The organism is Nesterenkonia ebinurensis (assembly GCF_008711175.1).
Lineage (GTDB): Bacteria > Actinomycetota > Actinomycetes > Actinomycetales > Micrococcaceae > Nesterenkonia > Nesterenkonia ebinurensis.
This window is the reverse complement of sequence record NZ_VWNF01000001.1, coordinates 98474-119453: the sequence shown is the minus strand read 5'-3', so window position 1 is coordinate 119453 and position 20980 is coordinate 98474. Positions and strand designations below refer to the sequence as shown.

At 64.1% G+C, this 20980-nt stretch carries 17 protein-coding genes and 3 tRNA genes; 13 read left to right on the top strand and 7 right to left on the bottom strand.

The genetic code is table 11. From position 1 onward, the window contains the following. Window positions 1-19: 19 nt before the first annotated feature. The 3 genes from F0311_RS00590 to F0311_RS00580 are packed head-to-tail and all read left to right on the top strand — an operon-like array spanning window position 20 to window position 4850. A complete protein-coding gene (locus F0311_RS00590) occupies window positions 20-1321 on the top strand; it encodes an exonuclease SbcCD subunit D (protein WP_150460024.1) in 1302 nt (433 codons plus the stop codon). Then, window positions 1318-4338 carry an AAA family ATPase gene (locus F0311_RS00585; RefSeq protein ID WP_150460023.1) on the top strand — a complete coding sequence of 1007 codons (3021 nt, stop codon included), beginning with the start codon at window positions 1318-1320 and terminating at the stop codon, window positions 4336-4338. The genes F0311_RS00590 and F0311_RS00585 overlap by 4 nt, the downstream gene beginning before the upstream one ends. Next, window positions 4335-4850, top strand: a complete 516-nt coding sequence (locus tag F0311_RS00580) for a hypothetical protein (RefSeq protein WP_150460022.1) — start codon at window positions 4335-4337, stop codon at window positions 4848-4850. The genes F0311_RS00585 and F0311_RS00580 overlap by 4 nt, the downstream gene beginning before the upstream one ends. Here F0311_RS00580 and F0311_RS00575 read toward each other — a convergent pair. The 5 genes from F0311_RS00575 to bcp form a co-directional block, all read right to left on the bottom strand. Continuing rightward, window positions 4831-5613 (bottom strand): alpha/beta fold hydrolase, encoded by a 783-nt coding sequence (locus F0311_RS00575; RefSeq protein ID WP_150460021.1) that lies wholly within the window; start codon window positions 5611-5613, stop codon window positions 4831-4833. The two genes, F0311_RS00580 and F0311_RS00575, sit on opposite strands and share 20 nt — an antisense overlap. A gap of 46 nt (window positions 5614-5659) precedes the next feature. Further along, complete coding sequence (locus F0311_RS00570) at window positions 5660-7156, bottom strand: malate:quinone oxidoreductase (protein WP_150460020.1); 1497 nt, start codon at window positions 7154-7156, stop codon at window positions 5660-5662. Window positions 7157-7266: 110 nt separating this feature from the next. Continuing rightward, window positions 7267-8937 (bottom strand): ABC transporter substrate-binding protein, encoded by a 1671-nt coding sequence (locus tag F0311_RS00565; RefSeq protein WP_150460019.1) that lies wholly within the window; start codon window positions 8935-8937, stop codon window positions 7267-7269. Window position 8938: 1 nt separating this feature from the next. After that, a tRNA-Leu gene (locus F0311_RS00560) sits at window positions 8939-9020 on the bottom strand. Between the two features lie 59 nt (window positions 9021-9079). Continuing rightward, window positions 9080-9547 (bottom strand): thioredoxin-dependent thiol peroxidase, encoded by a 468-nt coding sequence (gene bcp, locus F0311_RS00555; protein WP_150460018.1) that lies wholly within the window; start codon window positions 9545-9547, stop codon window positions 9080-9082. A 130-nt stretch (window positions 9548-9677) separates the two neighbouring features. Between bcp and F0311_RS00550 the strand changes: the two genes are divergently transcribed. Further along, window positions 9678-10223 (top strand): hypothetical protein, encoded by a 546-nt coding sequence (locus tag F0311_RS00550; RefSeq protein ID WP_150460017.1) that lies wholly within the window; start codon window positions 9678-9680, stop codon window positions 10221-10223. 78 nt (window positions 10224-10301) lie between these two features. On the opposite strand, the gene F0311_RS00545 is transcribed toward F0311_RS00550, so the two are convergent. Beyond that, window positions 10302-10374, bottom strand: a tRNA-Lys gene (locus F0311_RS00545). Window positions 10375-10819: 445 nt separating this feature from the next. Between F0311_RS00545 and F0311_RS00540 the strand changes: the two genes are divergently transcribed. From F0311_RS00540 to F0311_RS00500, 9 genes are all read left to right on the top strand, one after another. Continuing rightward, window positions 10820-10893 (top strand) — tRNA-Pro (locus F0311_RS00540). Between the two features lie 88 nt (window positions 10894-10981). After that, window positions 10982-12385, top strand: a complete 1404-nt coding sequence (gene tig / locus F0311_RS00535) for a trigger factor (protein WP_150460016.1) — start codon at window positions 10982-10984, stop codon at window positions 12383-12385. Between the two features lie 344 nt (window positions 12386-12729). Next, window positions 12730-13341, top strand: coding sequence for an ATP-dependent Clp protease proteolytic subunit (locus F0311_RS00530; RefSeq protein ID WP_150460015.1), 612 nt, complete (start codon window positions 12730-12732; stop codon window positions 13339-13341). Window positions 13342-13409: 68 nt separating this feature from the next. After that, complete coding sequence (locus tag F0311_RS00525) at window positions 13410-14069, top strand: ATP-dependent Clp protease proteolytic subunit (protein ID WP_150460014.1); 660 nt, start codon at window positions 13410-13412, stop codon at window positions 14067-14069. Between the two features lie 166 nt (window positions 14070-14235). Further along, a complete protein-coding gene (gene clpX / locus F0311_RS00520) occupies window positions 14236-15528 on the top strand; it encodes an ATP-dependent Clp protease ATP-binding subunit ClpX (RefSeq protein WP_150460013.1) in 1293 nt (430 codons plus the stop codon). A 150-nt stretch (window positions 15529-15678) separates the two neighbouring features. Beyond that, on the top strand, window positions 15679-16965 hold the full coding sequence (locus F0311_RS00515) for an extracellular solute-binding protein (RefSeq protein ID WP_150460012.1): 1287 nt from the start codon (window positions 15679-15681) through the stop codon (window positions 16963-16965). Continuing rightward, a complete protein-coding gene (locus tag F0311_RS00510; RefSeq protein ID WP_150460011.1) occupies window positions 16962-17951 on the top strand; it encodes a carbohydrate ABC transporter permease in 990 nt (329 codons plus the stop codon). The genes F0311_RS00515 and F0311_RS00510 overlap by 4 nt, the downstream gene beginning before the upstream one ends. Next, the gene (locus F0311_RS00505) at window positions 17948-18787 is read left to right on the top strand and encodes a carbohydrate ABC transporter permease (protein ID WP_150460010.1); all 840 of its coding nucleotides are present in this window, start codon (window positions 17948-17950) and stop codon (window positions 18785-18787) included. Before F0311_RS00510 ends, F0311_RS00505 begins: the two co-directional genes overlap by 4 nt. Window positions 18788-18802: 15 nt before the next feature. Further along, entirely contained in the window at window positions 18803-20077 is a 1275-nt protein-coding gene (locus F0311_RS00500) for an ABC transporter ATP-binding protein (protein WP_150460009.1), read from the top strand. A gap of 125 nt (window positions 20078-20202) precedes the next feature. Here F0311_RS00500 and F0311_RS00495 read toward each other — a convergent pair whose 3' ends face one another. Continuing rightward, window positions 20203-20979 (bottom strand): ABC transporter permease, encoded by a 777-nt coding sequence (locus F0311_RS00495; protein WP_150460008.1) that lies wholly within the window; start codon window positions 20977-20979, stop codon window positions 20203-20205. Window position 20980: the final 1 nt, after the last annotated feature.

The window sequence follows — 20980 nt, the reverse complement described above, 5'->3', positions numbered from 1 at the left end:
GCGAAGGGAAGGGTGAAGGATGAAGCTGCTGCACACCTCGGACTGGCATCTGGGGCGCGGGTTTCACGGCACAGACCTGCGTCAGAGCCAGCAGGAGATGATCCGGGTGATCTGCGCTGCAGTTCAGGAGCACCAGGTGGATGTAGTGCTGGTTTCGGGCGATGTGTTCGACCGGGCGCTGCCTCCGGAATGGGCGGTGCGCGAACTCAGCAGCTGTCTGCGCAGCCTGCGTGAGGCCGGGGCCACCGTGGTGGTCACTTCCGGCAACCACGACTCTGCGGTGCGGCTGGGCGCGAACCGGGAGCTGATCGCCGCCGCCGGAGTGCATATCCGCTCCGGGCTGGAAGAGGCCTGGACCCCGGTGGAGATTGACCGTGACGGTGAGCGGCTGCTGGTCTACGGGGTGCCCTACCTGGAACCGCAGGTCTATGCCGCCGAGCTGGGCATGGAGCGAGCCAGCCACACCGCGGTGATGACTGAGGTGATCGGCCGCATCCGCGCCGATCTCTCACAGAGAGACGGCGCCCGTTTCAGTCGCGCGAAGACCCGAGCCGGCTCGGAGCCTTCCGAGGCGATTGAGAACCCTGGGAGCGGCAGCGCGAACGACGCCCCGCCCAGGGTGGTGGTGATGGCCCATCTCTTCGCTGCCCACGGGCAGGCCAGTGAATCCGAGCGCAGTATTGGGGCACCGGCGGTGCCGGAACAGACTCTGGAGCATCATGAGGAAAGTGTGGGCGGGCTGGCTGTGGTGCCCCTGGAGCTCTTCGAAGGCTTTGATTATGCGGCCTTGGGCCACCTGCACGGTCGGCAGCGGCTGACTGACCGGATCCGCTACTCAGGCTCTCCTATCCGGTACTCCTTCTCCGAGGAGAACCAGCACAAGGGAGCCTGGCTGGTGGACACACAGCTGCTGGATGACCCGGAGGCCGCGGTCACTGGCCTGGACTGGAGCATCGGGCGCCCGGTCAAACGGCTCAGAGGAACTATTGCAGAGATTCTGGAACCCGGGACAGTGGAGGCCTTCTGTGAGCACTTCGTCCAAGTGGTCCTCACCGACGATCAAAACCCGGTGCGGGCCTACCAGCGGCTGCGCAAGGTGTATCCGCATCTCATGCAGTACAGCTACGCCGGAGCTGGGCTCACCCAGCAGGCGGGCAGCTATGCCCAGAAGCTGCATGAGGCGCAGAGCGAACTCGACGTGGTTGCTGGTTTTTTGGAGCATGTGCGGAACCGGAAGCCCACCGATGAGGAGCTGCAGACCGTGGAGGCGGCCTTGGAAGCGGTCCGGTCGGCACCAGCGCTGACGGGGGAGCGGGCATGAAGTTCCATCGGTTGGAGATCTGCGCCTTCGGGCCCTTTGCCGGCACTGAGACGGTGGACTTTGACGCACTCAGTGTGGATGGACTCTTCCTGCTGCGCGGTCAGACCGGCTCCGGAAAGACCTCAGTGCTGGATGCCATTACCTTTGCCCTATACGGGGATGTGCCCGGTGAGCGCGGCAGCGATGGGCTGAAGTCCCAGCACGCTCCAGCAGCCCGCAGACCCTATGTGGAGCTGGAGTTCTCCCGGGGACAGGACCGGTTCAGAGTCCGTCGGGTGCCGCGGTACTGGCGGCCGGCAAAACGGGCCGGGGCAGCTGACCAGCAGGAGGGCCCCGAGCTGTTCCTGGAGCGGTTCGAGCATCACGGGTGGAAGTCGGTGGCGGTGCATAAGATCGCCGAGGGGGATAAGGAACTCCGCGAGATCCTTGGGCTGGACATGGGGGAGTTCACCAAGGTCATCATGCTCCCGCAGGGTGCCTTCGCCCAGCTGATGCACGCCTCCAACGAGGACCGCCGCAAGATCTTGGAGGAGTTGTTCGATATTGCCACCTATGAGCAGCTGGAGCACTACCTTTGGGAGCGCAAACGCGAGTCCGAAGGCGTGCTTGCTGAGCTGGAGGTCCAGATCAGTGTGCAGGTCGCATCGCTGCGCTCAGGGGCTCAGTCGCTGTTGGGGGAGGAGATGCCGGCTGTCCAGGAGCTTCCCGCCGAAGAGTTGGCCGCACCTCTGTTGCGGCAGGCTGAGCATGCACGGACAGTGCTGCAGAGCACTTCGGTCAAGGCCGAGCAGGCAGCGCAGCAGGCAGCCCGGCAGCTGGAGGTGATGACCAGAAAAGACCAGGAGCTCAGGCGCTGGGCAGATCATCTCCAACTGCGTGAGGCCCATGAGACCAGGCGGCCGGTGGCTGCCTCCGCTCAGCAGAGGATCAATGCCCACCGGTCAGCTGAGACGCTCAAGGTGTGGCTCGATCGGGCCGAGCGGATCCAGCACATCGCAGTTCAGAAGGCCGAAGTCCGGGAGGCCGCAGAGCAGCAGGCGGTACAGGCACTTGCCGGACAGTCCGACGTGGCAGTCGGAACGGTGCCTGATGCCGCCGAGGAGGTTGCTGATCTGAAGGCCAGGCTCACCGACCCCGAAGCATCCGGCCTTGAGCACAAGCATGCTGAGCTGGTCGCTGGTGCCGCCGCTGCGGACAGGGCAGCTGCGGCTGCCCAGAAGCAGGTGGAGCAGACCCAGGATGAGCTGACTGATGCACAGGAGTCCTTGGTCACGCTCCAGGCTCAGCTGATCAGCGCGGAGCAGACAGACCAGGCGGTGGATCAGGCGCAGGAGGTGCTCACAGCAGCCATCGCTCAGGCCGAGCGGGCTAAGCAGGGTGAGGCTGCACGGGCCCAGGTGACCATGCTCAGTGACCAGCACCAGGCCGCAGCCCAGCAGGCGGATTCGGTGCAGCAGGCCTACCGCGAGCTCTCCCAGGGACACCTGCAGTCGCTGGCCTATGAATTGGCCAGCACCCTGGAGCCCGGTGAGAAATGCCTGGTCTGTGGATCCACCGAGCACCCTGAACCGCACGCCCCCGAAGCGGACACAGTCACCCGGGAGCAGGTGGATGATGCCGCCGAGCAGCTGCAGCAGGCCCGGTCCAGCAGAGACACCCTGGCCCACCGGCTCCAGAGCGCTGAGCAGGAACTTCAGGCGCGCCGCGAGGCACTGGGCCAGGCCGCATATCTCAGTGCTGAGGAGGCCGAAGTCGGCAAGGCGCAGGCAGCCCGGCAGCTGGCTGCCTCCCGCAGGCAGCGAACTGAGCAGCGTACGCTCCGGCAGCAGGCCGAGGAGCTCAAAGAGCAGATCAGTCAGCTGAGGCAGCGCTGCACCACTGCCCAGCACAGCGCTGAACGGGAAGCAGCCGAAGCCGCCAGGCTCAAGGCTGAGGCTGAGCAGCTGGCAGTCCGGCTGAAGGCACTTCGGGGTGAGTACCGGTCAATCACCGCCCGGGTGGCGGCACTTGATGAGCTGCACGTGGTGCTCAAAGAAGCACAGGCGGCACAGCAGCAGGCAGAACAGTCTGCAGCTGATGCGGCCCACAGCCACACAGAGGCCGCCCAGCATCTGGAAGGATCAATTTTCGACGACGCCGCGGCAGTCACTTCCGCTGTGCTCTCGGCTGGGGAGCTGGAGCAGCTGGAAGAGCTCACCGCCCAGTTCGCCAGTACGGAAGAACGCCTGGGATTCGAAGCCGAACTCGAGGAGGTCAGAGCAGGACGGGCACGTGCCCAGGTCGGAGAGCAGCAGCCGCAGCCTGAGCAGCTCCAGGCAGCCGCCGAGCAGGCGGAGCAGGCCGCCGCCGAATATCAGAACGCACGGGATAAGCTCACCGAGTACACTGTGCAGCTGGCCGGACTGCAACGTGCTGCAGACGAACTTGCCACGGCTACTGCTGACCGCGCCGGGCAGGCCGAGCAGACCCAGTGGCACGCTGAACTGGCCGAAGCAGTCCGCGGAACGGGCGGAGACAACACCAGACGCATGCGGCTGACCACCTTCGTGCTGGCCGCCCGCCTGGAACGGGTCACCGAGGCCGCCACCCGGCATCTGAGCGCCATGACCGAGGGGCGGTACCGACTGCTGCTGGATGCAGAACGCACCGGTCGCGGATTGCGCGGACTGGACCTGAAAGTCCACGACGAGTACGCCGAGCAGGAACGCCCTGCTGAATCCCTCTCCGGAGGTGAGATCTTCATGGCCGCGCTCTCCCTGGCTCTGGGACTGGCCGAGACGGTGCAGTCAGAATCCGGCGGTATAGGCCTGGACAGCCTGTTCATCGATGAGGGGTTCGGTTCCCTGGATGACCAGACCCTGGAGGCTGTGATGTCCGCCCTGCACACCCTTCAGGGTGAGGGCCGACGGATCGGAGTGGTCAGCCACGTCACCGAGATGCATCAGCAGATTCCTGTGCAGCTGAAGGTCACCAAGACCAACACCGGATCCACCTTGACCACGGCGGGGACCGTATGATCCGCCTCCTGGAGCTGCTGGCCCGGCTGCCCGGCACCCTGCTGCCGTTTGCGGTGGGGCTCAGCCTGGTGCGGGCTGACTTCTGGACCGCACTGGGCATTGGGACCGCCGCGGTGGCCGGACACTTTCTGGCAATACCCCTGGCCAGGCTGCTGCTGCGGTGGGTCAGAGCCCGGAACCTGTTGCTCTGCCAAGCGGTCCTCTACGTGATCCTTCTGGTGGTTCTCATTGCTGCGGTGGAGCAGCAGATGCTGGTGCTGGTGTTCGTCCTGAGCCTGTCTGCGGCACTGGCCGCCCCCGCGGAGGGAGTCTGCTCACGAAACCCCCGGCTGGACCGCTCCGCGGTGGGGCTGAGCTTCTTACTGGCGGTGACCTGCGGGCTGCTCGCTGCATGGACTGTGCCCTTAGTGGTCTGCGGTGTGGCCGCAGCGGCCGCAGTGCCGGTGCTGGTGATGCTGCGCAGCAGCGGACCGGAGCAGGGGGAGGCTGAGGTCAGCCCGTCAGGAAGCTGAGCACTTCCTGCTTGTACTCCCGGGCGGTCAGGGCGTTGATGTGATTGCGTCCCGGGATCTCCACAAAGCGAGATTCCGCTCCTGCCGCGGATACCAGGTCTGCCAGATGAGGAGAGCCTGCCGCGATCTCATCCTTCGTCCCGGCGACCACCAGAGTAGGGACCGCAGGAACCTCCGCAGTCGGATCATAGTGATCCTTGGCCAGCGCCAGGCGCAGCTCCACCACATGAGGAAGATTCTGGTTCGGCAGGGCTGATGCCACAGTGATGAACCTGCGGGTTGTCTCATCAGCAGGCTCCGGGCCGCCGGAGGCCCAGCGGCGGGCCTGCTCAGCCTCCACCTGGTACACCTCATCGGAGACCGGTAGGCCGCCCACCACTAGGGTGGACACCAGCTCAGGGCGGATGGCGGCGAACTGCCAGGACAGTCGCGCACCCATCGAATAGCCGTGCAGCTCCACCTTCCCGCCAGCCTGCTCGGCCACCTGATGCAGATCCCGCAGAACATCCTGTGCCCGCAATCCCGAAGGGCTGACCTCGGAGGAGGCGCCGTGACCGGGAAGATCTACCGAGAGGATGCTCCGCCCGGTACCGGCCAACGGGTCCAGCCAGCCGGTCTTGACCCAGTTGAACAAGGTGTTGGAGGCAAAGCCGTGCACCAGCAGCACCGGTGGGGCATCAGGCTGAGGATGTTCCCAAGCATGGACTGTCAGCCCGTTGACGGTCCGCTGGAAGGAGGGTGCGGGGTATTGGAGTCGTGCCACGGCGTCGTACTTCTTTTTGGGTGACGGTTCGGCCGAACCGGGAGACTCAGACGTCCAGCTGCAGCGTCTTGGCGGTGGCCCCGGTGATCTCCGCCAGAAGCTTCGGGTTCTCGTTGAGCAGCTGGCCGTAGGAAGGCACCATGGACTCCAGCTGGGGCTTCCAGCCTTCGATCTGGCCGGGGAAACAACGCTCCAGCAGCTTGAACATGATGCTCGGCGCAGTGGAGGCTCCCGGGGAGGCGCCCAGCAACCCGGCGATAGAACCGTCGGCAGCGGCAATCAGCTCAGTGCCGAACTGCAGGACTCCCTTGCCCTTTTCGTTCTTCTTCATCACCTGGACACGCTGACCTGCGGTGATCAGCTCCCACTGCTCGCCCTCAGCGGCAGGGTAGAAGTCCTGCAGCGCCTCGATCTTCTTCTTCTGCGACTTGGTGATCTCTTTGAGCAGGTAGCTGACCAGTGAGGTGTTGGTGACACCGACCTGCAGCATCGGCAGCAGATTATGCGCCCGCACCGAGAACGGCAGGTCCAAATAGGAGCCGGATTTCAGGAAGTTGGTGGAGAACCCGGCATAGGGGCCGAACATCAGGGAGCGGCGGCCCTCCACGAACCGGGTGTCCAGGTGCGGCACTGACATCGGCGGAGCGCCCACTGAGGCCAGCCCGTAGACCTTGGCATGGTGCTGCTCAGCGATCGAAGACTTCGTGGCGCGCAGGAACTGCCCGGAGACGGGGAACCCGCCGAAGCCGCGGATCTCATCGATCCCGCTGGACTGCAGCAGCCCCAGGGCCCCGCCGCCGGCGCCGACGAAAACGAAACGGGCGCTGGCGGTGAACTTCTCTCCGCCAGCGGTGTTCTTCACCTTCAGCTCCCAACGGCCGTCAGTGCCGCGGGTCAGCCCGGTCACCTCGTGGCTGTAGCGCAGCTCCACGCCCGCGGTGTCCAGGTGGCCGGCCAGCTGCCGGGCGATGGAACCGAAATCCACATCGGTGCCGTCGTGGAACTGGGAGGCTGCCACCGGTTTATCGTCAGTGCGGCCGGCAGCCAGCAGAGGTGCCCAACCACCGATGGTGTCCATATCCTCGGAGTGCTCAATATGAGCGAACAGCGGTTCGGCGCGCATCGCCTCATAGCGGTCACGCAGGTACTGGGTATTCTTCTCACCCCAGACAAAGCTGATATGCGGCAGCGCGTTGATGAAAGTGCGCGGAGCACCCACTATGCCGTTGTCCACCCAGTGGGACCACAGCTGCCGGGAGACGTGGAACTGCTCGGCGATACCGGCAGCCTTGGCGGTGGAGATGGCACCGTCAGTGCCGCGGGGAGTGTAGTTCAGCTCGCAGAAGGCGGTGTGCCCGGTCCCGGCGTTGTTCCAGGGGTCGGAGGACTCCTGGCCGGCGCCGTCGAGCTTCTCGTACAGGGCGATGCTCCAGTCCGGCTGCAGCTCTTTGAGGATGGCTCCCAGTGTGGTGGACATGATGCCACCACCGACCAGAATCACATCGAATCGTTGGGATGACGGCGTCGACGCTGACTCGGTCACGGCATAGCTCCTCTGATGTTCATAGTGTGATGATTCGGTCCGACTTTACCGCCGGGCTGTAGCGGTGAGGAAATTGAGTCCTCCGGGTGCTGATTCGGGCCCTGAGCCGATCAGGATTCGGCGAGCCGGATCTCTGCGAAGCGCTCGTTGAGCACTGGGGACATCGGGTAATCAGCTACCCGGGTGCCCAGTGCCATCCCGGAGATGGGGTAGGCCAGCGGCAGCGCGGGCAGCTGGTCCTGAATCAGATCGGCCACCTGCCGGTAGAGCTCTGAGCGGATCTCCTGGTCAGGCTCGGCCCGTGCCTCATCGAGCAGCTCGACCACATCGGGGTCGTGGAACTGGAACTCCCGGCTCGGCTGTCCGAACAGGGGGGAGAAGAAGGTGTGTGGGGAGCGGAACCCGCCGTTGCGGCCCAGCAGGTGCATCGCACGGGAGGAATCAGCCATCAGCTGGTCCACATAACCGTCTTCCCAACGCACCGGGCGGGGCCGGATCACAAAGCCGGCGGCAGTGAGGTCGGCAGAGACCGCAGCGAAGACCGCCTCAGGCCGGGGCAGATAGCTGCGGGTGCTGCTGATCGGGTAGTAGAAGTCCAGCGGCTCACCGTCGTAGTCGGAGTCTTCCAGCAGCTCCTGGGCCAGCGTCAGGCTGTACGCATGCTGCAGGGCACTGTCGGAATGCACGCCCAGGGCCGCAGGAGTGAACTGATAGGCGGGTCTGGAACCGTCCAGGAAGTAGTCCTCCACCAGCTGTGGGCGGTTGATCGCCCGTGCCGCGGCCTGCCGGATGATGAAGTCTGACATCACCGGGTGGCTGAGGTTGAAGCCCATGTACAGCACGGAGAAGGGGTCGCGCTGCAGAATGAGCCGGCCGGACTGGACCAGGGTGCGCAGGTTATCGGCAGTGATGAAGTCATAGACATCCACCTGCCCGCGCTGCAGTTCGCGCAGCCGGTCGAAGGTCTTGGGCAGGGCGCGGACCACCACCTCTGCCGGGCCCTCATTGGTCTCCCAGTACTGGCCGAAGGCCTCTAAACGAGTGGCGGCCCCGTTGTCTTCCTCAGCAGGCTCTGCCAGCCGGTAGGGGCCAGTGCCTATGGGCTGGCGGGTGATCAGGCCTGGGTCACTGTCCACCAGGACCTCGACGGAGGCGATGCCGAAAGCTGGCAGGGTCAGCGCCTGCAGCAGGTAGTGGATCGGCTCGCTGAGGGCCAGCACCACAGTGCGCTCGTCCTCAGCTTCCACCGATTCCAGCATGCATTCCTCAGTGTCCAGGTATCCGCCGAACACTGAGGGGAAGGCTAGGGGAGTGGACCGGCTGATATTGCCGTAGCCGTAGAGGTAGTCCAGCTGCCCCCATCGCTGGAAATTGGCGACGACGACGTCCGCGGTCAGCTGTGTGCCATCGTGGAACACCACTGCCTCACGGAGGGTGAAGGTGTAGGTCAGTTCGTCCTCACTGACTTCCCAGTCCTCGGCCAGCAGAGGGGCCACATTGCCGGTGTCCTGGTCGATGCCCACCAGGGGCTCGAAGATCTGCCGGATGATCCGTTCGGTCTCAGTGTCCACGGCCAGTCCCGGGTCCAGCGAGCTGGGCAGGTGGATGCCAGCGATGGTGACAGTCCCGGCAGCTGCGGAAGCTTCGGACTCCTCGTCGTGCTGATCCAGCGGCTCATCCTGGCTCTCCCCGGGCTCGTCAGTGGCCGCGGAGTACAGTGCCGCAGCGGTGCCGGCGGCCGAGGATGCGCCGAGGAACACACGCCGGGAGAGAACGTTCACGTGGGCGAGAGGGGACTTGAACCCCTACGTCATAAGACACTGGAACCTAAATCCAGCGCGTCTACCAATTCCGCCACTCGCCCGTGCAGCAACCCACTATCCTACAGTGCTCCAGATGCGAGGACCGCCGGGGTCAGCTGGCTCAGACGCCGAGTTCCTCGCGCAGCCGCGTGACATGGCCGGTGGCCTTGACGTTGTACTTGGCCAAGGTCACCTTGCCCTCCGGGTCCACCACCACAGTGGAGCGGATCAGGCCCTCGAACACCTTGCCGTAGTTCTTCTTCTCACCCCAGGCTCCATAGGCTGAAGCCGTTGCGTGATCCTCATCCGAGAGCAGCGGGAAGCTCAAGCCCTCATTCTGCGTGAACTTCTCCAGGGCACTGACCGGGTCCGGGGAGATTCCCAGCACCTGGTACCCGGCAGCCTGCAGAGACTCCAGTGAGTCCCGGAAGTCGCAGGCTTCAGTGGTGCAGCCCGGAGTGGCGGCTTTGGGATAGAAGTACACGATCACGTTCTTGCCCCGGTAGTCCTTCAGCGAGACCGTGCTGCCGTCGGCAGAGGTCAGGGTGAAGTCAGGAGCAGTGTCTCCGGCAGTGAGCTGAGTGGTCATCGATAAGTCCTTTCGGCGTCGTCGTACTGGTCTCAGCCTATGCGACACCGGCGCTGGGTGCGGCCCACATGTCCATCCCCGCCCGTAGACTGGCCGCACAGTCCCAGTCTGAGCGAGGGGAGTGAGCACCGTGGTCATCCAGACCGAGCGCAGCCCGGCCGAGGAGCGGCTGATTGCGGCCTTCCGCGCGGTCTTCGACGCCTCGGTGATGAACTTCGGCTCCTACAACCTGCTCTACACAGAGAACCTCTTCGGCCGTGAAGACCACCCTGAGGTGCTGATCAGCAGTGACCTGGCGCCCGCTGTTGAGCTCTCGGCTCAGGAAACGGTCGAGTCTGCCCGGCATCTGTTAGTCGGTTACCGTCGGGAGCCGGTGGAGATGGTGCTGTGCCCCATTGACCCAGCCGCAGTGCTTCCGCCGGCAGAGGATGACGACGCCGCCCCCTCACCCCGGGTGCCCGTACTGGTCAACCTGACCAATCTTGCCGGGATGGCGGTGGAGGACTCCACGGTGGAGATTGCTATGTCCACCGGCCGGCGGGTGAAGCTGAACGTGCAGTCCCGTGTGATATTTCCGCAGGTTCGCCAGGTGCCGCTGCACCAGCAGCTGGATGTGGAGGACTTCTACGGGTTCCTGGACCACTTCATGGACCGGGTGGAACGCAAACGCCGCTGACCTGGGCCGGATATGCAAAAACCGCCGGCCAGGCGTCCGAGACAAAAGTCTAGGAGGCCTGGCCGACGGCTCGACTTGTGGGCCCCGCGGGACTTGAACCCGCAACCTGCAGATTAAGAGTCTGATGCTCTGCCAGTTGAGCTAGAGGCCCTGGCGATTGCGCTCCCGTTCCGAGCAGAACGCTCAGCGGGCAACGACAGGAAAACTTATCACGTTCTTGGCCGCATGAGCAACTCGCCGTAGCCCCATTTTCATCGGTAGCTACTGAGGGCGTGAAATTGTCACTGCCAGCAATGAGATCCTGAATTCGGGTCGAATAGCAGTAGTCTGCCGCATGTGTGGGCGGTGGCGGGCCGGACGATTGACTCTCCCGTCACCAGTGGAGGAGTGCAGCAGATCTCCGGCCAGGATCTCTGCACCCCTGATCCGGGCTGAGGAGGTGAGGCAGGCCGGGAGACGGCAGCCGGCGGCGTCGTACTCTTTAGCTTTTTCCCTGGCGATTCGCGGGGTGGACCAGTGGCACGGTAAGGTATAGCGGTCCGTGCGATAGGCATTCGTGTGCCTGTACTGGAGATGTCCTTCAGACATGTCCATCCCGGGGTGTAGTTCAGTTTGGTAGAGCGCCTGCTTTGGGAGCAGGAGGTCGCAGGTTCAAATCCTGTCGCCCCGACTACGGCACACTTCACCGTGTGCTGCACGGACCCAGCGGGTACACCCGCATCAGAGACCGATAAAGCATCAGCAACAGGAGCCCATACGTGGTCAAGAGCACCGTCGAAGAACTGAACCCGACTCGAGTCAAGCTCACCGTGGAGGTGTCAGGCGAGGAGCTCGAGCCCAAGATCAAGGATGCCTATAAGAGCATCGCCCAGCAGGTTCAGATCCCCGGCTTCCGCAAGGGCAAGGTTCCTGCTCCCATCATCGATCAGCGGTTCGGCCGAGAGGCTGTGGTCCAGCAGGCGATCAGCGACGGCCTCCAGGAGTTCTACCAGGCCGGCCTGGCCGAGGCAGAGATCACCCCGCTGTCCCGTCCAGAGGTGGAGGTCGACGAGATCCCCGACCCCAAGACCAATGAGGGTGTGCTGAAGTTCTCCGGCGAGCTGGACATCAAGCCGAAGGTTGAGCTGCCTGACTACGCCGGGCTTGAGGTCCAGATCGAGGCCAAGGAGGCAGATGACGAGGCCGTGCAGGAGGAGCTGGACGCTCTGCGCTCCCGCTTCGGCACCCTGAAAGAGATCGACCGTCCGGCCAAGACGGACGATTTCGTGACCATTGACATGGTGGCCACCATCGACGAGGAAGAGGTCGATAATGCCACCGGTCTGAGCTACCAGGTGGGTGCCGGCACCATGCTCGAGGGGCTGGATGAGGCCCTCGACGGGCTCTCCGCAGGCGAAGATGCCATCTTCACCAGCACTCTCTCCGGCGGCGAGCACTCCGGTGAGGAAGCCTCCGTGAAAGTCACCCTCACCGCGGTCAAGGAGCGCGAGCTGCCCGAGGCTGACGACGAGTTCGCCCAGCTTGCTTCCGAGTTCGACACCATCGAGGAGCTCAAGGCCGACCTGAAGAAGCAGGCCGAATCCACAATGCTGGAGAAGCAGGGTGTGGAAGCCCGCGACAAGGTGCTCGAGAAGCTGATGAGCCTGGTGGATGTGCCGGTCCCTGACTCGGTCATCGAAGACCAGATCAGCCAGCACTTCACCTCCCAGGGCCACTCCGAGGGCGACTCCCATGACACCGGTGAGCACCGCACTGAGATCCGGGAGCAGACCGAGGAGGCCTTCCGCAACGAGATTGTGCTCGACCTGATCGCCGAGAAGGAAGAGGTCGGCGTGGACCAGGCCGAGATGATCGAGTACATCGTGGCCACCGCTCAGCAGTACGGCATGGAGCCCAACCAGTTCGCCCAGATGCTGGACCAGGCCGGTCAGGTGCCCATGATCATGGGGGAGGTCCGCCGGCGCAAAGCCCTGGCCAAGGTGCTGGAGCTGGCCAAGGTCTCCGACACCGAGGGCAATGAGGTGGATCTCACCGAGTTCGTCACCCCCGCTGAGGAGCAAGAGGGTGAGCAGGACAACGAGGCCGTCGCCTCGCCTGAGTCCGCCGAGCTGCCCGCCGAGGCCGAGGAGACTGTCGAAGAGGGCGGCTCCGAGGAGAAGTAGGCCGAGCCTTTCAGCTTCAGGGTCCCGTCCAGCGCTCCGACCGCTGGGCGGGACCCTTCTGCGTTGCTGCACCGGATCTCGGTGCTATATCCGGGCTGCGCCAGGTTTTAGCACCGAGATCCGGCACACCAACTCGCTCAGCAGCGATGCGCTGGGAGCCAAGCGTTGCAGCGACTTTAGGCGCGCGCGAAGCTCGGTAAGGCTTTGCCGAGTCAGAGGGGCGGCGTGAACGGCGCCCCGGGACCGGCTCCGCTCTGCCCGGCGCGAACAGTGCGCGAGGCGGGAAGGCGGCGTCGTTCCCCTGAAGTAATGTCGTAGCAGAACCCGTCACAAGGAGGAACTTGATGTCTGAGCAGCTGCCCACCGCGGCCTCGAGTGTGGACCCGGCGTCCCAGGAGAACTACATCTACAACCGGCTCCTCAAGGAGCGGATCATCTGGCTGGGCTCTGAGGTGCGCGATGACAACGCCAACACCATCTGCTCGCAGATGCTGCTGCTGTCCGCTGAGGACCCCGAGCGCGATATCTACCTCTACATCAACTCCCCGGGCGGCTCAGTGACCGCCGGCATGGCCATCTACGACACCATGCAGTTCATCCCCAACGATGTGGTCACCGTGGCCACCGGCCTGGCCGCCTCCATGGGCCAGTTCCTGCTCTCCTCCGGCACACCCGGCAAGCGCTTCGCCACCCCGCACGCCCGCATCCTGATGCACCAGCCCTCCGGCGGCATCGGCGGCACCGAATCCGATGTGCGCATCCAGGCCGAGCTGATCAAACACATGAAGCAGGTGATGGCAGAGCTCACCGCCGAGCAGACCGGGCAGAGCGTGGAGACCATCCTCACGGACAACGCACGCGATAAGTGGTTCACCGCTGAGGATGGCCTGGAGTACGGGTTCTTCGACAAGATCGCCCAGCGCTCCACCACCGTCTCCGGCGGCGGCGGAGTCTGAGCATTACGACGACGCCGCCCCACCACGCACACTTCACAGGCCACTGATTCTTCACAGGAGACATTGAGATGAACTTCGACCTCAGCCAAACCCCGCAGGCGCTGCCCACTGCACCGGGCACCGTGGACTCCCGCTACATCCTGCCGCAGTTCGAGGAGCGCACCCCCTATGGGTTCAAGCGCCAGGACCCCTACGCCAAGCTGTTCGAGGAGCGGATCGTGTTCCTCGGCGCCCAGGTGGACGACGCCTCCGCCGATGACATCATGGCCCAGCTGCTGGTGCTGGAGTCGATGGACTCCGAACGGGACATCACCCTCTACATCAACTCCCCAGGCGGCTCCTTCACTGCGATGACCGCCATCTACGACACCATGCAGTACATCCGTCCCCATGTGCAGACCGTCTGCCTGGGCCAGGCGGCCTCCGCGGCCGCCGTGCTGCTGGCTGCTGGCACCCCCGGCAAACGGTTCGCACTGCCCAATGCCCGGGTGCTGATCCACCAGCCGGCCATCGGCGGCTCCCGCGGAACAGCCACCGACCTGGCCATTCAGGCCGATGAGATTCGCCGGATCCGTACCTGGATGGAGGAGGTGCTGGCCCAGCACACCGATAAGACGGCCGAGCAGGTCAGTGAGGACATCGACCGCGACAAGTTCCTCTCTGCCGCTGGCTCCAAGGAGTACGGCCTGGTGGACGAAGTCCTCTCCTCCCGCAAACTGCCGGTGTAAGGATGAGGCTCGAGCGACGATTGAGGGTTGGCGCACCGCAGGCAGGTGCGACATCTGTGCCCGGCGCCGGGACAAGCACTGTGAGTCGGTGCGGGAGGATGTCCGGGGTCTGACGTAGGCTTATCGAAGTCCCCTAAAAAATGCACGGCGAGAGGGTTGCACGGCTATGGCCAGAATTGGTGAGAGCACCGATCTGCTGAAATGTTCCTTCTGCGGCAAGTCGCAGAAGCAGGTGCGCTATAAGCTGATCGCCGGCCCCGGCGTCTACATCTGCGATGAGTGCATCGAGCTGTGCAACGAGATCATCGATGAGTACCTCAACGAGGTCCAGGAGACCGCTGAGGTAGAACTCCCCACGCCCAAGCAGATCAAAGAGTTCCTGGACGAATACGTGGTCGGCCAGGACAAGGCCAAGCGGGCCCTGGCGGTGGCGGTGCACAACCACTACAAGCGGATCCAGTCCACCGGTTCGGCGTCGAAGACCGCGTCCCTGGAGAAGGGGCCCTTCGATGAGGTGGAGATCGGCAAGTCCAATATCCTCATGGTGGGTCCCACCGGATCCGGCAAAACCTATCTGGCCCAGTCTCTGGCGAAGAAGCTGCAGGTTCCGTTCATCGTGGCCGATGCCACCAGCCTTACTGAGGCCGGCTATGTGGGTGAGGACGTGGAGAACATCCTGCTCAAGCTCATCCAAGCCGCTGACGGTGATGTGAAGAAGGCAGAACAGGGCATCGTCTACATCGACGAGATCGACAAGATCTCCCGAAAGTCCGAAAACCCCTCGATCACCCGGGATGTCTCCGGTGAAGGCGTGCAGCAGGCGCTGCTGAAGGTCCTGGAAGGCACTGTGGCCTCGGTGGCACCCCAGGGTGGGCGTAAGCACCCCAACCAGGAGTTCATCCAGATCGACACCTCCAATGTGCTCTTCATTGTGGCTGGCGCCTTCGCCGGGTTGGAGGAGATCATCGAATCTCGGTCCGGCCGCAAGGGCCTGGGCTTCGGTGTCCCGCTGTCCACCATCATCCCTGGTGAGGCCAGCTACGCCGATGTAGAGCCTGAGGACCTGCACAAGTTTGGGCTGATTCCCGAGTTCATCGGCCGCCTGCCCGTGGTGGCCACCGTGGAGGAGCTGGACCAGGATGCGCTCACAGATATCCTCACCAAGCCGAAGAACGCGCTGCTGAAGCAGTACCAGAAGATCTTCAGCCTTGATGAGGTGGAGTTGGAGTTTGAGCCGGATGCCATCACTGCGGTGGTGGAGCAGGCCCAGGCTCGGGGGACCGGTGCGCGCGGACTGCGCTCCATCCTGGAGAACGTGCTCAACCCCATCATGTTTGACCTGCCTGGTCGGGACGACATCGCCTCGGTGACCATCACCGGCGAGACCGTCCGGGAAGAGGCGGAGCCCATTATGGTCACTCGCTCCGAGGCCAAGCGGCTGCGCAAAAAGTCCGCGTAGTTCGCGGTATCTTTCCTGCCTGTAATGCCCTGACTGGGGGCTTTGTTCCTGCGGAAATGGGTGTGGGGGCTTCCATTTATGACCGTGTAGTACTACTGTGCACACCAGGAGTTGTGACACAGGTCACCTCAGCAAGGAGGTGTTGTACACGTGACCGGAAACTGGTCCCGGGCTGCGGCAGCCGCTGCCGCAGCAGCCTTGGTGCTCACCGGCTGCGGAGCGGAGGACGAGGTCCCCGTGCTGACCTGGTACATCAACCCTGACGACGGCGGGCAGCAGGCACTGGCTCAGCAGTGCACTGAAGAGGCGGACGGCGCCTACCGGATCCAGACCTCTCTGCTGCCCAATGATGCCCCTGCCCAGCGGGAGCAACTGGCCCGGCGGTTGGCCGCAGGAGACTCATCCCTGGACATCATGTCCATCGACCCGCCATTCATCCCGGAGCTGGCCGAGCCCGGTTTCCTGGCCCCGGTGCCGCAGGACGTGGCCGAGCGCACCACAGAGGACACCCTGGAAGGCGCCCTGGCTGGAGCCATGTGGAATGATGAACTGGTCACCGTCCCGTTCTGGGCCAACACCCAGATCCTCTGGTACCGCGAATCTGTGGCCGAGGAAGCCGGCTTGGACATGAGCGAGCCGGTGACCTGGGACGACCTCATAGAGGCTGCCCGGGAACAGGACAAACACCTGAGTATCCAAGGCATCCGTGCGGAGTCGATGACCGTCTGGGTCAACAGCCTCATGGAGTCCCAGGGCGAGTCCATCCTGGTGGACCCCTCCGCCGGAGCCGATGAGTTGGAGACCAGCCTGGACTCTGAGGCCGGACAGCGCACCGCAGAGATCATCGGGACCATCGGCTCTGAACAACTGGCCGGGCCAGGGGTGGCCTCCCTGGATGAGAACCAGTCCATGCTGATGTTCCAACGGGACAACGGCTCCTTCATGGTCAACTGGCCCTTCGTCTGGCCGGCCACCAACGCCGCAGCCGAGGAAGGAAGCGTGGATGCCGACCTACCCGATGACATCGGCTGGGCCGAATACCCCCGGGTCGACCCCGACACCCCCGCAGCACCGCCGCTGGGCGGAATCAACTTGGGAGTCGGTGCTGAGTCGGAGCATCCTGAGCTGGCATTCGAGGCCATTGAGTGCATTGTCCGCCCGGAGAACCAGACCGAGTACTTCCTCACCAACGGCAACCCGCCCTCCTCGGCCTCAGCTTTCAACGACCCTGCCATCGAGGAGGACTTCCCCATGGCTGAGACCATCCGCGATGCGCTCGACAACGCCGCCCCCAGACCGCAGACCCCCTACTACAACGAAATCTCCGAATCGATCCAACTGAACTTCACCCCGGTCTCCGGGGTGAACGCCGAGCGCACCCCGGCCAACACTGCTCAGTACATCTTGGACGTCTTACGGGGGGAGCGCCTGCTATGAGTACCCCTGCAGTACCCGCCGCCAAGCGGAGAGCTAAAGCCGGGAAGCCGGCAAAGTCAGAGCGGACTCGGGCCGAAGCCCGGCTCGGCTGGATGCTGGCCGGCCCAGCGTTCGTGATCATGCTGGCGGTCACGGCCTACCCCATCGCTCAGGCCACCTTCGACTCATTGTTCTCCTACCGGCTCACCACCCCGGACGAACGAGAGTTCGTCTTTCTGGACAACTACCTGCTGCTGTTCACCGATTGGACCTTCTGGCGGGCTTTCCTGGTGACCCTGCTCATCACCGTGGTCACGGTAGCCGTTGAGCTGGTGCTCGGCTTCGCTCTGGCGATGGTCATGCACCGGGCGCTGAAGGCTCTGCGTGGGGTGCTGCGCACTGCCATCCTGGTGCCCTATGCGATCATCACCGTGGTGGCCGCCTTCGCCTGGTACTTCATGTTTGACATCAACTCCGGGTTCATCAACAGCTGGTTCTCCTGGGTGCCGGGCATCAGTGCGGAGCTGGACTGGTTCGGCAACACCTGGACCGCCCTGTCGGTGATCATGGCTGCCGAGATTTGGAAGACCACCCCGTTCATCGCCCTGCTGCTGCTGGCTGGGCTCGCCCAGGTGCCTGAGGAGCTGGTGGAGGCCGCCAAAGTCGACGGGGCCACCCGAACCCAGCAGTTCACCCGGGTGATCATCCCGAATATGAAGGCCGCCATCATGGTCGCTGTGCTCTTCCGGGCCCTGGACGCATTCCGCATCTTCGACTCGGTGTTCGTGATGACCGGGGGAGACCAGGGCACTGAGGTGCTGGCCCTGCTGGCCTACCGGCAGTCGATTTCCCGGCTGGAGATCGGACTAGGCTCAGCGGTCTCTGTGGTGCTGTTCCTCTGCGTGCTGCTGATGTGCTTCGCCGCCATCAAGCTGTTCAACGTGGACCTGGCCTCTGGCACCGACCAGTCTCAGGCCAAGGGCAAGAACGGAGGTGAGGACCAGTGAGCCCCAAGAGCAAGTCTAGGCTCGGCTGGACCCTGGTGGCGCTGTTGGTGCTGGGCTACTCCCTGTTTCCGGTCGCTGCCATCTTCGCCACCAGCTTCAAGACTCCCGGGGACCTGGGCAACCAGAACTTCCTGCCCACCAGCTGGACCTGGCAGAACTACGAGATGATCTTCGTGGGCGACGCTCAGGGGCTGTTTCTTTCCGCCCTGCGCAACTCGATCGGCATCACCCTGATCGCCACCTTCATCGCCGTGGTGCTGGCCACCCTGTGCGCATACGCCATCGCCCGCCTGGAGTTCCCCGGCAAACGGATCATCCTGGGAGTGGCCCTGGCGGTCTCCATCTTCCCGGTGATCTCGGTGGTCACTCCGCTGTTCAACCTCTGGCGGACCATCGGCCTCTACGACACCTGGCCGGGTCTGATCATCCCGTACCTGTCACTGACCCTGCCGATCTCCATCTGGACGCTTTCTGCCTTCTTCCGGCAGATCCCCTGGGACCTGGAGCAGGCCGCCCAGGTGGACGGTGCCACCCAGTGGCAGGCCTTCCGCAAAGCAATCGTGCCACTGGCTGCGCCGGGAGTTTTCACCACTGCGATTCTGGCGTTCTTCATCGCCTGGAACGACTTCGTCTACGGTATCTCCCTGACCTCCACCGAGGCGGCCCGGCCGGTCCCGGCGGCCCTGGCCTTCTTCACCGGGGCCAGTCAGTTCGAAGAGCCCACCGGCGCCATCTCTGCTGCGGCAATCGTGGTGACCATTCCCGTCGTCGTCCTGGTGCTGCTGTTCCAGCGGCGCATCGTCTCCGGCCTGACACAGGGCGCAGTCAAGGGCTAGAAAGGACCTACAACAATGGCATCAATCACTCTGCAGAACATCGTCAAGGAGTACGACGACGGCTTCCCGGCGGTCAACGATGTCTCCATAGATATTGAGGACGGCGAGTTCGTGATTCTGGTGGGGCCCTCCGGCTGCGGCAAGTCCACTCTGCTGCGGATGATAGTGGGACTGGAGGACATCACCTCTGGGGACCTGCTGATCGGTGGAGAACGGGTCAACGAGAAACCGCCCCGGGAGCGCAACCTGGCCATGGTCTTCCAGAACTACGCCCTCTACCCGCATTTGACCGTTTTCGAGAACATCGCCTTTCCGATGCGACTGGCCAAGGGGAAGTTCACTGAGGGTGAGGTCAAGGAGAAGGTGCAGCGGGCGGCCGGAATGTTGGAGCTCACCGAACACCTGCAGCGCAAGCCGGCTAACCTCTCCGGTGGTCAGCGGCAGCGGGTGGCCATGGGCCGGGCCATCGTCCGGGAGGCCAATGCTTTCCTCTTCGACGAGCCGCTGTCCAATCTGGACGCCAAGCTGCGCGGTCAGATGCGTGCCGAGATCTCCCAGCTGCAGCGCGGCCTGAACACCACCAGCGTCTATGTCACCCACGACCAGACCGAGGCGATGACCTTGGGTGACCGGGTGGCGGTGCTGAAGAAAGGGTTGCTGCAGCAGATCGCCTCACCCCGTGAGCTCTACGAGCAGCCGGCCAATCTGTTCGTGGCGGGGTTCATCGGCTCCCCGTCCATGAACTTCCTGCCCGGCACTGTGGAGGAGGGCTCCACCGGTTCCACAGTGCTGAGGACTCCGCTGGGTGAGATTGAGCTTCCTGAGCAGATTGCTGCCGCCGGGCGGGATAAGGAGATTGTACTGGCCGGGATCCGCCCGGAGTTCTTCGATGAGGCCTCGCAGGTGGACGAGTCCCGGCGCGGCCGCGGGTCAGTGTTCTCCGCTGAGTTGTCTCATGTGGAGTGGTTGGGCAATGAGCAGTACGGCTATATCCGTTATCAGAACGATCCACGGGTAGCCGAGGCGCTGGAGAATCTGGCCGCGGATATGGATGCCGACGAACTGCGCACCCAGCTGGTGGTGGCCGTGGATGCGATGTCCCGGGTGCGCGGCGGGGACACCGCTGAGCTGTGGGTAGACACCCGGCGCATCCACCTCTTCGATCCGGCCACCGGAGAGAACCTGACCCGCGATGCCGAGGCAGGCGCCGAGCTCACCCGGCTCGCGGCTGAGGATCGCAAGCGGGATAGGGACCGCCAATCGACCCAAGAGAAGACCGAGGGCCCCTAACCTCGGCGCCCATGCAGATCCGCAGGACCTGTGCGGGCCGGGTCAGGGACTTGCTCTGTGTCTTCCCAGGCGAGTGCAGCCGGTAGAGCGCGCAGCGCGCGAAGAGGAGGACAGCTGGTTAACCCCTATTCCCAGCGGAACAGGGCGGCAGCCACGCCGGCACCGATCACCGCGGAGCCGCCCAGCACCAGCCAGTTCTGCGCATCAACCGCTTCGCCCAACCAGGCCGACTGGAATGCCTCAACGGCTGCGCCGAAGGGCAGCCAGGAGCCCAGGGTCTGCAGGGCATCGGGCAGGTTCTCGGCCGGCCCGAACATGCCGCCCAGGGCTGCGATGCCGAAGAACGCGACCAGCCCAATGGCCACGGAGGAGTTTGGGGTGGGAGCGATGGAGGCGACGATCATACCCAGCCCGTACATCGCCGCGCAGCAGGCCAGCAGCACGGCAGCCGCGGTGAACAAGGACTGTGGCAGACTCGCGCCGAAGAAGATCATCGCCATCGCGAAGGCCAGTCCGATGCCCAGGATGACCTGGATGAAGCTGACCACCATCTGGGCCACCAGCACCATGGCCGGCGAGGCCGGGGTGACCGCAAGTCGGCGCAGCAGCTTGGTCTTGCGGTAGGTGGCCAGGAAGCTGGGCATATTGATCACCGCGATCGTGGACACCACCATGCTGATCACCACCGGCAGCGCGTAGTAGGAGAAGACGGTGACGCCCTCGGCCAGCTCCTGATGGATATCGTCGATCATGATGCCCTGCATCACCAGGATCAGCATCGGCAGCCCGAGCGGGACGATCAGCCCCGCATAGTCCCGGATCACCATCTTAGCTTCGGCCTCGATCAGCTTCAGCCATGCATTGAGCCCTGGTCTGCGGGCCTGAACTGCAGTGCTTGTCATC